This window comes from Spirosoma oryzae, assembly GCF_003002825.1.
GTDB lineage: Bacteria > Bacteroidota > Bacteroidia > Cytophagales > Spirosomataceae > Spirosoma > Spirosoma oryzae.
In genome coordinates, this window is sequence record NZ_PVTE01000002.1 from 140,195 (window position 1) to 155,659 (window position 15,465).

At 54.4% G+C, this 15,465-nt stretch carries 13 protein-coding genes; 8 read left to right on the forward strand and 5 right to left on the reverse strand.

The window, feature by feature from the left end:
• The 5 genes from rseP to CLV58_RS02755 all read right to left on the reverse strand — a co-directional run bounded on the left by rseP (position 1) and on the right by CLV58_RS02755 (position 4,889).
• Complete coding sequence (gene rseP / locus CLV58_RS02735) at positions 1-1,317, reverse strand: RIP metalloprotease RseP (RefSeq protein WP_106136244.1); 1,317 nt, start codon at positions 1,315-1,317, stop codon at positions 1-3.
• 161 nt (positions 1,318-1,478) lie between these two features.
• Positions 1,479-2,651, reverse strand: a complete 1,173-nt coding sequence (locus CLV58_RS02740) for a 1-deoxy-D-xylulose-5-phosphate reductoisomerase (RefSeq protein WP_106136245.1) — start codon at positions 2,649-2,651, stop codon at positions 1,479-1,481.
• Complete coding sequence (locus tag CLV58_RS02745; RefSeq protein ID WP_106136246.1) at positions 2,644-3,078, reverse strand: HepT-like ribonuclease domain-containing protein; 435 nt, start codon at positions 3,076-3,078, stop codon at positions 2,644-2,646. The genes CLV58_RS02740 and CLV58_RS02745 overlap by 8 nt, the downstream gene beginning before the upstream one ends.
• The gene (locus tag CLV58_RS02750) at positions 3,071-3,382 is read right to left on the reverse strand and encodes a nucleotidyltransferase family protein (RefSeq protein ID WP_170108631.1); all 312 of its coding nucleotides are present in this window, start codon (positions 3,380-3,382) and stop codon (positions 3,071-3,073) included. The genes CLV58_RS02745 and CLV58_RS02750 overlap by 8 nt, the downstream gene beginning before the upstream one ends.
• Positions 3,383-3,386: 4 nt before the next feature.
• On the reverse strand, positions 3,387-4,889 hold the full coding sequence (locus CLV58_RS02755) for a GH3 auxin-responsive promoter family protein (protein ID WP_106136248.1): 1,503 nt from the start codon (positions 4,887-4,889) through the stop codon (positions 3,387-3,389).
• 189 nt (positions 4,890-5,078) lie between these two features.
• On the opposite strand from CLV58_RS02755, the gene CLV58_RS02760 reads away from it, so the two are divergent.
• From CLV58_RS02760 to CLV58_RS02795, 8 genes are all read left to right on the forward strand, one after another.
• Entirely contained in the window at positions 5,079-6,104 is a 1,026-nt protein-coding gene (locus tag CLV58_RS02760; RefSeq protein WP_106136249.1) for a rod shape-determining protein, read from the forward strand.
• Between the two features lie 115 nt (positions 6,105-6,219).
• A complete protein-coding gene (gene mreC / locus CLV58_RS02765) occupies positions 6,220-7,056 on the forward strand; it encodes a rod shape-determining protein MreC (RefSeq protein WP_106136250.1) in 837 nt (278 codons plus the stop codon).
• A gap of 38 nt (positions 7,057-7,094) precedes the next feature.
• On the forward strand, positions 7,095-7,601 hold the full coding sequence (locus CLV58_RS02770) for a hypothetical protein (protein ID WP_106136251.1): 507 nt from the start codon (positions 7,095-7,097) through the stop codon (positions 7,599-7,601).
• Between the two features lie 2 nt (positions 7,602-7,603).
• On the forward strand, positions 7,604-8,104 hold the full coding sequence (locus CLV58_RS02775; RefSeq protein ID WP_106136252.1) for a GAF domain-containing protein: 501 nt from the start codon (positions 7,604-7,606) through the stop codon (positions 8,102-8,104).
• Positions 8,105-8,208: 104 nt separating this feature from the next.
• Positions 8,209-9,702 carry a leucine-rich repeat domain-containing protein gene (locus CLV58_RS02780; protein ID WP_106136253.1) on the forward strand — a complete coding sequence of 498 codons (1,494 nt, stop codon included), beginning with the start codon at positions 8,209-8,211 and terminating at the stop codon, positions 9,700-9,702.
• A gap of 95 nt (positions 9,703-9,797) precedes the next feature.
• Positions 9,798-13,226 (forward strand): DUF1553 domain-containing protein, encoded by a 3,429-nt coding sequence (locus tag CLV58_RS02785; protein ID WP_106136254.1) that lies wholly within the window; start codon positions 9,798-9,800, stop codon positions 13,224-13,226.
• A gap of 3 nt (positions 13,227-13,229) precedes the next feature.
• Positions 13,230-14,696 (forward strand): DUF1501 domain-containing protein, encoded by a 1,467-nt coding sequence (locus CLV58_RS02790; RefSeq protein WP_106136255.1) that lies wholly within the window; start codon positions 13,230-13,232, stop codon positions 14,694-14,696.
• 112 nt (positions 14,697-14,808) lie between these two features.
• Entirely contained in the window at positions 14,809-15,444 is a 636-nt protein-coding gene (locus CLV58_RS02795; protein ID WP_106136256.1) for a Uma2 family endonuclease, read from the forward strand.
• The last annotated feature ends 21 nt before the right edge of the window (positions 15,445-15,465 follow it).

The window sequence follows — 15,465 nt, forward strand, 5'->3', positions numbered from 1 at the left end:
TTAGAATACGGCTTTGAAAACGTCGTTGAAAATAGCGAAGGCCATCAAGCCAAGCAGAATAACCATACCCACCCGCTGTGCCGCTTCAAGGAACCGGTCTGACGGTTTTCGGCCCGAGATAATTTCGTAGCTCAGAATCGTGGCATGACCACCGTCGAGCGCCGGGATAGGCAACGCATTCATGAACGCCAGTGCCATCGACAGCAGCCCCGTTACAGCCCAGAACCGATCCCAGACCCAGATACCACCAAACAGATTCTGTGCAATGCCGATCGGTCCGCTCAACGCTTTCGAGGGATTTACCTCTCCCCGGAAGATTTTACCGAAGCCTTTGATATTGTCGAACACGACCTGAAAAGCCCGCTTCGTACCCACGCCCAGCGCTTCGCCAAATGTGTATTCCTGATGGGTCAGCGGCAGCAAAAATTCTGGGTAGAAACCGATCGTGCCCTCGGCTGTCGTGGTCATCGTCAGGGTGGCGGATTGACCGTTTCGGTTTACCGTCAGGGTCAGCGGCTTTCCTTTCAAGGGCTTTACCGCTTCCGTAAACTGGTGATAGAACTGAATAGGCTTACCGTTGACGCTAGTGATGACATCGCCTTTCTTCAGTCCCGCTTCGGTTGCCGGCTGACCGGGTACTAACTCACCAACTTTAAACGGCTCGATTGGCTCGATAAACTGGCCAGCCGATTTCTTATCCGACAGTTTATTGACGAAATCGTTGGGGATGTCGATGTCGATCAGCTTACCATTCCGCAACACGGTGTACGAACTATTGTCGCCCAGAAAGACGTCGGAACTGCGAGCGTCGCTGAAGTCGTTAATTTCTTTACCGTTGACTTCGACAATTTTATCGCCCGTTTGCAGACCAATGCTTTTGGCCAGATCGTAAGCCACGATACCGTATTTGGCGTCTTTGGCAGCCAGATACGTATTCCCGTTCTTGTAAGCCAGCACGACAAAAATCAGGATGCCGACGATTACGTTGACGATGATACCACCCAGCATCACGATCAGTCGCTGCCAGGCTGGCTTCGCCCGGAACTCATAGGGCAGCGGTTCGGTATTCGTATGCTTTGTATCGAGCGATTCGTCGATCATCCCCGATATTTTCACGAAGCCCCCCAGCGGAATAGCGCCGACGCCGTATTCCGTCTCACCCCGCTTTATACTCCAGACTTTGGGCGGAAAACCAATAAAGTACTGCTCCACCCGCATGCCAAACGCTTTAGCGGCTACGAGATGTCCGAGTTCGTGTAGTCCAACCAGAATAGACAGCCCTAGAATGAGCTGTCCGGCCATTACCAAAATTTCCATGTATACCCGATTAATTCAGTGTAGCGTAATTGCTTCAGTCGCCCTATGAGCGCGGCTTCAGGAGCCGTAACAGGATTATGCCAACAACGACACCGATGATAAACCAAATCCAGAAGCTCATGTACCAAAAACGCTATAGGTGTCTGCTATCGTACAAACAGTTAAATCCGACTTTTGATTCGCTCGCCAGCCAGTTGCCGTACTTCGGTATCCGACTGCACATAGTCGTCGTACGTCGGCGACTGTACAAAGGTAGCGTAGGTCAGGCAGGACTCCACAATATCCGCCATATCCAGGAAACCAATTCGGTCGTGCAGGAAGGCATCGACGGCGATTTCGTTGGCAGCGTTGATGATACAGGGCGCATTTCCACCCCGGTTCAGCGCATCGAAAGCCAGTTGCAGGTTGCGGAACGTTTTCAGATCGGGCTGCTCGAACGTCAGTGTCGGGTAGTCGAGAAAGGAGAAGCGGGGGAAGTCGGATTTGAGCCGGTACGGGTACCCGAGCGCCACCTGGATAGGCAGTTTCATGTCCGGTAAACCCATCTGTGCTTTCAGGCTCCCGTCTTCAAACTGCACCAGCGAATGAATGATGCTTTGCGGATGCACGACAACGTCGATCTGCTCAGCCGTCAGTCCGAACAGCCACTTGGCTTCGATCACCTCCAGCCCTTTGTTCATCAACGTAGCCGAGTCGATCGTGATCTTTGCCCCCATCGACCAGTTTGGGTGCTTAAGTGCCTGCGCCTTGGTTACGCTGGCCAGGAACGCACGATCTTTCCCTCGAAACGGCCCACCCGACGCCGTCAGGATGATCTTTTCAATCGGATTATGGAATTCTCCTACCAGACACTGAAAAATGGCGGAGTGTTCTGAATCGACGGGGAGGATATTGACGCCTTTCTGCCGTGCCAGTTGGGTAATCAATTCACCGGCCACCACCAGCGTTTCTTTGTTTGCCAGCGCGATCGTCTTACCCGCTTCGATGGCCCGGATCGTTGGCAGGAGACCCGAGTAACCAACCATAGCCGTCAGCACCACGTCGATCGTCTCCATCTGCACCACCGACGCGATAGCCGCAGCCCCAGCGTATACCTTGATACCCAGCGGATCGAGGGCCGAGAAAACCTGCTCGTAGCGGTCTTTATTACAGATCACAACGACGTTTGGCTTTAGCTCGACGGCCTGTTGAATAAGCAGATCAGCATTGCCATTGGCCGTCAGAACTTCGACCTCGAAGCGATCTGGATTGGCTTTTATCACGTCGATCGCCTGCGTGCCAATGGAACCGGTCGAGCCCAGAATGGCCACCCGGCGTTTCGGAAAATCAGTCATTTAGTTTCTCCCGGAGGTACTGAATATGTTTGTAATAAGGTGAATCAAGGGCTCGTATAAGCATGGCAGGTTCGTATGCTATATGGTTAACCATATTAATCAAGGCCGATTTCAACTCGGGTAAGTAATCGTGAATTACTGCCCAAACCCGCTCGTGATCTATTCCCCTATAATCATGAGCCAGATAATTCCGCATACCAGCGATATTGCTCCAAGCGATGGCAGAAAATTCTTTCTTCAGCTCTGCATCCATTTTTTTCGACTCTTCGCCGATAACCAATAGTAACGCCCAGATAGCATTGAAATCACGTTGATCGTCGGCCCATACTAGTTCTTGCTGGTCAGCGTGTCCTTCAGCATAGATAAAGACTTTCTCTATGCATTCGAGCATCGTAAAAATGTATACCAAGTTATCATCACTAAACATAAATCACATCCTTTTCCATTTTATACTCGATGAACGGATTCATGAATCGCCCATCCACCAAATCCATTTTGCGATGCAGTTTTCGGCGAAGGATGCGATAGAGTCGCTCTTTTTCGGTCCAGGGTAGCTTGGCATCAGGCAGCAGGTGGTAGACGAGGTCAATATCACTTTTGGCGGTCTGCTCATTTCGGGCGAAGCTGCCATACAAGCCAATGCGCTCGATGCCGAACTCACTGCGCAGCCGATCGCGGTTGGCGCGGAGTACACTCAAGATAAATGCCTGATCGATAACTGCTGTCTCCATACGATTATGCCAGTTCGTTTTGCGCCAATAAGCCATCGGCAATAACGCGATCGTTGGCCAGTCGGGGCACTTTGTTTTGACCACCCAACTTACCCTGCGCTTTCATGTATCGCTGAAACGCGCCACGGGATAGACTCGTCAATTGCAATGGCCGTAGAATGGCACCCGTGATCAGATCGTCGTAATATACGTTCAACGCTGTCAGGCGGTCATTCAGCACGTGGGCAAACGCAATGAGATCATGCGGGGGCGTAGCAAACTCGACCAACCATTCGTGATACGGCAATCCTTCGTTGGGGCTCACCATGGGCGCAACGGTAAACTCGACCACTTCCGTTTCGGGATGTTGCTGCATGGCCGCCTGCAAGGCTCGCTCGACTTCTTCGCCAATGACGTGTTCGCCAAAGGCCGAGATGAAGTGCTTTATGCGCCCGGTAACCAGCAGCCGATACGGATCGCGGGAGATAAACTTCACCGTATCGCCCAGTGAGTACGCCCATAGCCCGGCGTTGTTGTTGATGATAACCGCGTAGTTCTTATTCAATTCCACCTCGTCAATCGTTAATCGACGGGGGTTTTCGCTGAAGTATTCATCGGCAGCAATGAATTCGTAGAAAATGCCGCTGTTCAGCAGCAGTAGTAGACCGGGTTCGGTCTGCGAATCTTGGAAGGCGATAAAGCCTTCCGAAGCCGGATACGTCTCGATCGAATCGATTCGTTTGCCGATACTGTCGAACAGTTTCGCCCGGTAGGGTTCGAAGTTGACGCCACCGTAGACAAACAGCGAGAAATCCGGGAACACGTCTTTGATCGGCTTACCGGTACGCTCCTGAATCCGGTCAAAATACATTTGTACCCAGGGTGGAATCCCCGAAATCAGCGACATCGGCTGATCGATGGTCTGATCGATGATTCGTTCCAGCTTAGTTTCCCAATCGTCGATCGTGTTCGTTTCGTAATCGGGCAATTGATTACTACGCAGGTAAGCCGGTACGTGGTGATTCACAATGCCCGACAATCGACCGATGTGAATACCGTTCTTTTCCGTCAGTTCGGGGCTTCCCGACAAAAAAATTAATTTTTTATCCAGAAAATCGCTCTTTCCCGTTTCATTAATGTAGTTAAGCAGCGCGTCGCGGGCCGAGTTGATGTGATTCGGGATGGAGTCGCGGGTAATCGGAATGTATTTGACGCCAGATGTTGTCCCCGACGTTTTGGCCAGATACAGCGGTTTTCCCGGCCATAACACGTCCGATTCACCAGCCAATATGCGCTCGACGTATGGCTTCAGCCCCTCGTAGTCGCGAACGGGCACGGCCTGCCGAAAATCGGCAACCGACCGAACGTCGTGCAGGTGATGATCGCGCCCAAAGGCCGTTTTTCGCCCGGCGCTGACGAGTTGCTCGAACCAATGCTGCTGCGTTTGGGCAGGCCGGTACATCCACATCTGCTGCCGCTCAACGACCCATCGGGCGAGCGGTTTACTGAAAATCGAACGGATTCCCATAGTGGAACAAAGGTAGGAGTAAACATGAACAGTCTGACGCGAAACGCTACGGCTTCTCGCGTGCGTCAACCGGGTAGAAGTCAGCGAACTGTTTGCAAAACCATGCAGTAGTTTGTCTTTTTTTATCCATATTTTTGCACACTTTTCACAACGCTGTATCTATCAATAAAGCGCTGAGCGCTAACCTGAATGGGACTTTTTAATTTTCTGACCAGCGACATTGCGATTGACCTTGGCACGGCCAACACGCTGATCATCCATAAAGATCGCATCGTCGTCGACGAACCGTCCATCATTGCCATGGACAAAGTCAGTGGAAAAGTGCTCGCCATTGGCCACAAGGCCATGCAGATGCACGAAAAAACCAATGAGAATATCAAAACGATTCGCCCGCTGAAGGATGGTGTAATCGCTGACTTTACTGCCGCCGAATTAATGATTCGCGGGATGATCAAGATGATCGATGCGGGCAACAAGCTTTTTTCGCCCTCGCACCGCATGGTCGTCTGCATTCCGTCGGGCATTACGGAAGTGGAAAAACGGGCCGTTAAAGACTCCTGCGAACACGCGGGTGCCAAAGAGGTCTACATGGTGCACGAGCCAATCGCGGCTGCCATCGGTATCGGTATCGATATCACCCAGCCGAACGGTACGATGATCGTCGATATCGGCGGGGGTACGACGGAGATTGCCGTCATCGCCCTGTCGGGAATCGTCTGCGAACAGTCGGTTCGGATTGCGGGCGACGTATTCACCCGCGACATTGTCGATTACATGCGTCGGGAGCACAACCTGCTCATCGGTGAGCGGTCGGCGGAGCAAATCAAGATGGAAGTCGGCTCGGCCCTGCCCGAACTCGACAACCCACCATCGGATTACGAAATCCGGGGTCGTGACCTGATGACCGGGATTCCGAAAGAAATCAAAGTAACCTATAGCGAAATTGCCTACTCGCTCGACAAGTCGATTTCCAAAATCGAAGAAGCGACGATGAAGGCGCTGGAGATTTCGCCACCGGAACTTTCAGCCGACATCTACACCAACGGTATTCACCTGACCGGCGGTGGTGCGCTGCTGCACGGTCTCGACAAGCGACTGGGCGCCAAAACCAAGCTGCCAATTCACGTTGCCGACGACCCGCTCAAGGCTGTTGTGAAAGGAACCGGTGAAGTAATCAAGAATCTGGACATGTATAAGTCGGTGCTGATTAGCTAACCGACCTACCGCGCATTTTTTACAGGATTACAGGATGATCGGGCTGAAAAGACCGGCTCGTCCTGTAATCTGATTTTTTATAACGCTGCCTGCCGGCAGGTCATGCGTACTCGGCATGAGAGAACTCGTCGATTTTTTTGTTCGAAGCCGTAACTTCATTCTGTTTCTGCTGCTGGAAGTAATCTGCTTTTACTTCATCATCAATACCAGCAACTACTGGAGTGCGACGTATTTCAACACGGCCAACCGCTACACAGCCCGAATGCTGACCTGGTCGAATGCCGTGAATGATTTCGCGCGGCTGCGGCAGGTCAATGCCGAGCTGGCGAAGGAAAACCAGCAGCTACACGCGCGGGTTACCTCGTTGCAACAAGGCCACCCCCCAGCGCCGGCAGCCTATCGGGCTGATTCAGTTTTTGCCAACCGCTTCAAGTACACGGTGGCGAAGGTGATCGACAACACGACGCAGCTGGCCAATAACTACATCACGATCGATAAGGGTACCGACGACGGTATTCAGCCCGGTATGGCCGTTATTTCCCCCACCGGCGTTGTTGGTAAAGTACGCACCTGCAACCAGCATTTTTCGGTAATCACGTCGATTTTGCACACCGATTTCTTCGTCTCGTCGCAATTGGTCAAGGCGAACGACATCGGACCGGCACGCTGGGATGGTAACGACCCGCACTCTATCAAGCTGACCGATATCTCCCGTTATAAACCCGTCAGCGTTGGTGATTCCGTTGTCACGTCGGAGCACAACTCGACGTTTCCGCCGGGCATTCTGATCGGGCGGGTGAGCAAGGTAGGTGTACAACCCGACCAGACGTTTCATGACATCACGATCAACCTGTCGACCAACTTTACGACACTGGCCTTCGTGTACGTGATTCAAAATCAGCTCCGCGACGAACAGACGCAACTCGAGAAACAAAACGAAACTGATAAATAAGCGGCTAACCTCTGGATAACCGCCCGTTGACACTGCCCATGACGCTGCGCGAAATCGTTTCTTCCCTTCTGCTGTATCTGCTTTACCTGGTGTTGCAGATTCTGGTGGCGCACAGCGTCGTACTGTTCGACTACGCGTTCTGCTTCATCTACGTCGGCTGCATTCTGGTCCTTCCCAACGAAATCAGCATGACCTGGCTGCTAGTGATTGCCTTCGTTACCGGCCTGATTGTCGATACCTTTTACAACACACTGGGCATGCATGCAGCCGCAACTGTATTGATGGCTTATATGCGCCCATTGGTTGTCAAACGACAAATCGACGTGCCGGGTGTTGAGTCGCGGATTGCGTTTTCCATGAGCGAACTGGGGTTTGGTGCCTTCTTCCGGTACGTGCTGATTATGGTACTTATTCACCACACGGCCCTGTTCTTGATTGAAGCCAGCAGTATTTCGCTCATCGTACCAACGCTTATGCGCATCGGTGCCAGCACACTACTGACAACGATCAGCGTTATTCTCATTCAATTTTTTGCCCGACGTTAGCCATGGCTGAAACACTTATTCTTCCCGCTGCCACGGGCAACCGTGCCCACGATCGGCAGGCGATCTACGACAGTTTGTTGCCGCAACTCGACGCGCTCCTGACTGGCGAAACCGACCTGACGGCGAATCTGGCCAATACAGCCGCTGCCCTGCGGGAAGCTTTTGGTTTCTTCTGGGTTGGCTTTTACCTGGCGAAAGAGAATCAACTGGTACTCGGCCCATTTCAGGGCCCAATTGCCTGCACCCGTATTCAGTTCAACAAGGGCGTCTGTGGTGCGGCTTATTCCCGTCGGGAAACGATCTTGGTGCCGGATGTCGAGCAGTTCCCCGGCCATATCGCCTGTAGTTCGGCGTCAAAATCAGAAGTTGTCGTTCCCATCTTCGACGCTACCGGCGCTGTCGCCATGGTGCTCGACGTCGACAGCGATCAGTTGAACGACTTCGATCAAATCGACGTACGTGGTCTGGAGCAGGTAGCCGCCCTGCTAACCACTCGTCTGTAGTCAGTATAACCTGTTAGTCAGGCAGTAGACAAGTGGCAGGATGCCCTTTTGTCGGTAATAAGCCCGCCCCATCGACGGCGCGGGTTTGTTGTTTCTGACTGCTTATGACGTTATGGCTATTGCTCCAGACAACACCGGACGCATCGGTAGACTGGGCTTTGTTTATCGGTCGATTCCACCCGTTGCTGGTGCATCTGCCGATCGGTTTTCTGCTGGCAGCGGGGCTACTGGAAGCGGGTCGACGGTGGGGTAGCCTATCCGTTGAGCGTACGACAGTTGGCTGGCTGCTGCTCTGGTCGGCATTGGGAGCGACCGTATCCTGCGTTGCGGGCTATCTTCTGTCGCTGGGGGGCGGTTACGATACCGATATACTGACAGAACATCAATGGCAGGGTATTGGCGTAGCGGTTTTCTCCTGGCTGGCCTGGGCGGTACAGGCTGACTGGACTGGACAACGCCTAGCCCGTTTATACCTGCCGCTCCTGACGATCGCGCTTGTGCTGCTGGGCGCAGCTGGTCACCACGGCGGATCGCTCACCCACGGCTCCGATTACCTGACGCAGTACGCTCCACAGCCGATTCGCACGCTGGCAGGCGCTCCCGATCGACCTAAATCTGTTGTGAAGCCCATCACCGATATCAATCAGGCATTGGTGTATGCGCAGATCGTTGATCCGATTTTACAAAGTCGCTGTACACAGTGTCACAATGCCGAAAAAGCTAAAGGCGGGCTACGACTGGATACCCCCGAGCAACTTAAAAAAGGAGGTGAAGACGGTCCCGTACTACTTGCAGGCAATAGCCTTAAGAGCGCTATGGTCGGCCGCTGCCTGCTTCCCGAGAGCGACGACGATCACATGCCGCCCAAAGGCAAACCGCAACTCACCGAAAGTCAGCTTGCCCTGCTGACGTGGTGGATCGATCAGGGGGCCTCATTCGACAAGCGCGTCGCCGACCTGCCTCAGCCGGATAAGATTCGTCCGGCGTTAGTCTCTCTGGCGGGCAACTCACCCGTCGATCAGGAGCAACCGACAGCTGGGTCAGCTACCTCTTCGCCGGAGTTGACGAGGCCAGTTCCACCGGCCAACCCGCAGGCGGTTGCGGCTCTGACCAAGATTGGTTTACTAGTACTTCCGCTGGCAGCCGGCCACAATCAACTGGAAGTAAGTGCGGTGAATACGCCAACGTTCAGTGATGCGCAAGCGGCTCTATTACCCGCCCTGAAGGACCAACTCGTCTGGCTTAAACTAGGCAACACCCCAATAACTGATGCTTCACTGACGCAGATTGCCCAACTTTCTAATTTACAGAAACTGCATCTCGAACATACGCGCATAACTGATACTGGGCTGAAAAGCCTGGCGAGTTTGCCAAAGCTCGAATACCTGAATCTGTACGCTACCGACATTACCGACGCTGGGTTGACAACGATAGCTACCCTACCTGCCTTGACGTCGGTCTATTTATGGCAAACCCGCGTAACCCCGGCCGGCATCGCAGCATTACAGCGTACCCGGCCGGACTTGCTTATCAGCAGTGGCACCGATTCAAGAACGCTGGCGGATTTCAGCAAACCCGAACCCACAACGACAAAATAGCCGCAGCAGAACGCCCAAACCCGCTTTGGCACTATTTTCACTTACTTTTGTTATATAAAAAGGCGATACGCTGTAGTTTTTCAAATTCTACCTATATGCCCGTTCAGCGTCTTCTACTTCGTGCTACTGCCTTCGTGTTCACTGGTGCAGTCTGGCTGACCGCCTGTCGTCATTCGGTCGATGCGCCAGCCGACGTCGTTGCCGTGCAAAATCGTTTGCCCGAAACCGTTGATTATAACCTGCACGTCAAGCCGATTTTATCCGATCGTTGCTTCGCCTGTCATGGTCCCGATCAGGCGAAGCAACAGGCTGGCCTGCGACTCGATACGCCGGAAGGGGCTTACGAAGCGTTGGCAAAAAGCGGCCACACCGCCATCGTTCCCGGCAATCCAGCCGGTAGCGAGCTGATTCACCGCATTCTGAGCACCGATCCCGACGAGATCATGCCCACGCCCAACTCCAACCTGACGCTTAGCGCTGAAGAAAAGGCGATGCTGCTGAAATGGGTCGAACAGGGCGCGGTTTACAAGGAACACTGGTCACTGATGGCCGCGACAAAGCCGGAACTGCCCACGGTTCGGGAAACAAGCTGGCCGAAAAACGATATCGACCGCTTCGTGCTGGCACGGCTGGAAAAGCAGGGGCTTCATCACGCATCCGAAGCCGACAAGCTTACCCTCTTGCGCCGGGTTAGTCTGGACCTGACGGGCCTACCGCCTACCCCCGCCGAGATCACAGCCTTTGTAAACGACCATTCGCCGAAGGCCTACGAAAAGGTCGTCGACCGATTGCTGAACAGTCCGCATTATGGCGAACGGCAGGCTGTCGACTGGCTCGATCTGGCCCGCTACGCCGATACGCATGGGTATCAGGATGATGGCTTGCGAACCGCCTGGCCATACCGCGACTGGGTTATCCGGGCGTTCAACCAAAATCTGCCGTTCGACCGCTTTGTCACCTGGCAGCTGGCGGGCGACCTGTTGCCCAAGCCAACGCAGGATATGCTGATTGCCACGGCGTTTAACCGGAACCATCAGCAAAGTCAGGAAGGGGGTATTGTCGATGAAGAGTACCGGATCGAGTACGTCGCCGACCGCACCAACACCTTCGGTAAGGCTATGCTGGGCCTGACGGTCGAGTGTGCGCGTTGCCACGACCACAAGTACGACCCGATCAGTCAGAAAGATTACTACTCGCTGTTCGCTTTCTTCAACAGCAACAACGACCGGGGTAAAGTACCCTATAACGGCGAAGCCGCCCCGACGCTCACGCTGACCAAACCCGAAACCGACGCCAAGCTGCGGTTCATTCGGGAAAAGCTGACGCCCATCGATCAGCAGCTCAACCCCAATCGAACCGAGTATCAGCAGCGATTCAATCGCTGGATCGCGCAGCAGGAACAGCAGGCAACGATCCAGCCCGACCTTGGTCTGATCGGGCGCTACTCGTTCGATGAAGCGGATCGCGCAGACATCGGTGCGTATGTAAAAGCGAAAAACGAAGAGAACAAGCGAAACGAAGCGAAGAAGAAAGCCACAGAAGCCAAACGCGGGAAGTTGACCAAGCAGCCGGAGAAGAAGCAACCCGTAAAACGGCTGACGAAAGCGGAGCTGTGGAAAGATCCCCGCAATGCATTCGCCAATGCCGTCAACGATACCTTGCCCGCCCGGCTTGCGGGTGACCCCGACAAAGTGCCTTATGCCGTTCCGGGTCGGTTTGGCATGGCCCGTTACCTACCCGGCGACAGTCAGATCGAATTACCCTGGAGTTTTGCGTTTTTCGAACAGAATCAGCCCTTCACGATCAGTGCGTGGTTCAACCTGGCGAAACCGGGCATGGCAGCTACGCTCATGGGTCGTACCGCCGGACCGATGGACGGGCAGCGGGGGTATCAGCTCGATTTACTGAAGGACGGACGGCTTAAACTCACCTTCAGTCACGTATGGCCCGACAACGCGATTGATCTGGAAACGATCGGCAAAGTACCTGTCAATCGCTGGTTTCAGGTGGCGTTCGCGTACGACGGTATGGGACGGGCGCGGGGCCTGACACTCTACCTCGATGGGCAACCGATGGCAACCCGCACCCTGGCCGACCATCTGATTCACAGCATGGTCTGGGGTAAAGGCAAGACGCACTGGGCGCAGTATCCGTTTATGATTGCCCGGATGCACGACGATTATTTCAAGGATTTCGCCGTCGATGAACTGCGTATCTACGACCGTTGCCTGACGCCCCTCGAACTACCCCGGCTGGCTGGCCGTTCCGACGCCCTGACAGCAGCTTTGCGCACCCCCGCCAATCAGCGTACGGCTGCGCAGCGAACCGGTTTGTACACCTACTTCGTCGCAACGCAGGACTCGGTCTATAGACAGGCCCGAACGAATGCGCTAAAACTCCGGGGCGATCAGCTCATGCTTTACAATGAGTCGGATCAGGTAATGATCATGCATGAGCGGCAGACACCCCGCCCGACCTACATCCTGAATCGGGGCACCTACGATGCGCCCGGTGCCAGGGTCGAACCGGCAACACCCGCCAAACTCACTGCTTTCCCCACCGACCTGCCCCGCAACCGGCTCGGCCTGGCCAAGTGGTTGCTACTGGCTGATAACCCGCTGTTTAGCCGCGTGGCTGTCAACCGTATCTGGCAGCAATATTTTGGGCAGGGCCTGGTTAAGTCGAGTGACGATTTTGGTAATCAGGGCAACCTTCCCTCCCACCCAGAACTGCTGGATTACCTAGCCGTCCGCTTCCGGGCCGGCGATGGCGACTTACGCGCCTGGAACGTCAAAGCCCTGCATAAGCTCATCGTGATGTCGGCTACCTACCGGCAATCGTCGGCGGTTTCAGCTAAAGACCGCGACGCCGATCCCGATAACATAACACTGTCGCGCGGGCCAAGCCATCGGCTCTCGGCCGAGCAGGTCCGCGACAATGCACTGGCGGCCAGCGGGCTGCTGACCCAGCGTGTTGGCGGACCAAGTGTTCGCCCGTACCAGCCATCAGGCATCTGGGAAGCCCTGGCTACGCGCAATGCCGTGACCTACGTACAGAACCACGGCGACAGTTTGTACCGCCGGTCGATGTATACGATCTGGAAACGCTCGTCGCCCGCACCGATGATGCTTAATTTCGACGCTGCCGAGCGACACACCTGCATTGTGAAGCGCCAGAAAACGAGTACTCCGCTACAGGCATTGGTAACGCTGAATGACCCGCAGTTTATCGAAGCAGCCCGTGTACTGGCGCAACGCACGATAGCCGCCAATAACGATCAGCGCATTGATGCGTTCTTCCGGGCGATCATCAGCCGTCCCGCCCGCCCGGACGAAGTACAGCTTATGAAAGAGTTATTCCGGGAAGAACTGGCAGATTTTCGGCAAAATCCAAAGCGGGCTACGGCGCTACTGTCGGTAGGTGAATATCCTGTCGATAAAACCCAAAAGCCCGCAGAGTTGGCTGCCTGGACGGTCGTTGCCAGTACCTTACTCAATTTCGACGAAGCGATTATAAAACGATAAGCCATGAGCGATTTACAGAATCAGCTTCACGACGATGTCCACGACCAGTTAAGCCGCCGGACGTTTCTCGGGCAAACCAGTGCCGGGCTTGGTACCATTGCGCTGGCATCGCTGCTCAACCCGACGGGTCTGTTCGACGCATCTGCACCCGCTGACGGCCCGGTGATTGGCAAACCGCATTTTCCGCCCAAAGTGAAGCGGGTCATCTACCTGTTTCAAAGCGGGGCCCCTTCCCAGCTCGAACTGTTCGACTACAAACCGAAGCTCGAAGCCATGTGGGGGCAGGATTTGCCGGAATCGGTCCGCAAAGGGCAGCGGCTGACGGGTATGACAGCCGGACAAAGCCGATTTCCGCTGGCAGCTTCCCGCTACAAGTTCGCTCAGTACGGACCGGGTCAGATGTGGCTAAGCGAACTACTGCCGCACACCCAGCGTATCGTCGGCGACCTGACGTTTATCCGGTCGATGCATACCGAAGCCATCAACCACGATCCGGCCATCACGTTCTTCCAGACAGGCAGTCAGCAGGCGGGTCGCCCTAGTTTTGGGTCGTGGGTCAGCTACGGGCTGGGCTCCGACAATCAGAACATGCCCGCGTTTGTCGTGCTGCTGTCGAAGGGGCGCAACGGCGATCAGCCGCTGTACGCGAAACTATGGAGCAACGGTTTTTTACCGTCCGTGCATCAGGGCGTCGTTTTTCGCTCCGGCCCCGACCCGGTATACTACCTCAACAACCCGCCCGGTATCGACAAAACCAGTCGTCGGCGGATGCTCGATTACCTGGGCAAGCTGCATCAGGCACAGTACAAACACGTGCTCGACCCGGAGATCAACAGCCGGATGGCGCAGTACGAAATGGCCTACCGCATGCAGACATCCGTGCCCGAGACGATGAGTCTGTCGAAGGAGCCGGACTATATTTTCGACATGTACGGTCCCGAAAGCCGGAAGCCCGGTACGTTTGCCGCCAACTGCCTGCTGGCTCGAAAGCTGATCGAAAAGGACGTCAAATTCGTGCAGTTGTACCATCAGGGCTGGGATCAGCATAACAATCTGCCCAACGACGTGAAGATTCAGGCCAAGAGCGTTGATCAGGCATCGGCGGCACTGGTACTAGATCTGAAACAGCGCGGACTACTCGACGACACGCTCGTAATCTGGGGCGGTGAGTTTGGCCGGGGCTGCTATTCACAGGGTAAGCTTACCCACGACGACTACGGCCGCGACCACCACCCCCGTGCGTTCACCGTCTGGATGGCCGGCGCAGGCGTCAAAAAGGGACTGGTCTACGGACAGACCGATGAGTTTGGCTACAACGTCGTGAAAGACCCGGTTCACGTACACGACTTCCAGGCAACTGTCCTGCACCTGATGGGCATTGACCACGAAAAGCTGACCTTTAAAAGCCAGGGTCGGCGCTACCGGCTTACCGATGTACACGGCAAGGTAGTCAAACCACTGCTGGCTTAGGTAAGAAGAAAGAGAATAGACCAAAGAAAAAAAGATGCTGGTGCACACCTTATCTTTCTTCTTTCATCGGTTCTCTTTTATCTTGTAAACGAACCACCAACGACGCACACCCATGGAAGCCGTAGCTCTGAAATTGCCGGAAACGCTGAAGGAGGATGAGTTGCTGTTTGTACCAGCAACCTGGGAGGAATACGTCGCTTTACTCGACGAAACACCCTACACCATCCAATTCCTAAACGGCGAACTTTTTATGGGACAGGCAAGCCTTGCTCACGAATCTCTGGTTGTTACACTGGCTGTATTACTGTCGGCATACTTCTTCGACAAAGAGGGATACGACGTACTTGGCAGTAACATCAAGATCGTGATTCCTAATCAGATCGGCGATGTTAATGCAGACGTATCGGTGGTGAACGATCCGGTTGAGTACGGCGCAACGCCCGGTGGTAACGTGTCGACGGCCCGTATCAAAAACCCGGAAATCGTTGTCGAAGTCCTGTCGAAAAGCACGCGCGTATTCGACTCAATTGAAAAGCTGGGGTATTACAAACTGATTCCATCGCTGAAACACATCCTGCTGGTCGATCAGGAGCAACCATTCGTATCGGTTTACTCGCGAACGGACGTTCCAAACGAGTGGCTGAACCACGACTATCGATCGCTCGATGAAACAGTACGCCTGGGCGATATCCCCCTGCCGATGACCGCGATATACCGAAAATCACCGTTCAACAAGCCAACGGAATAAGCCCGACACGGCGAAACCGCA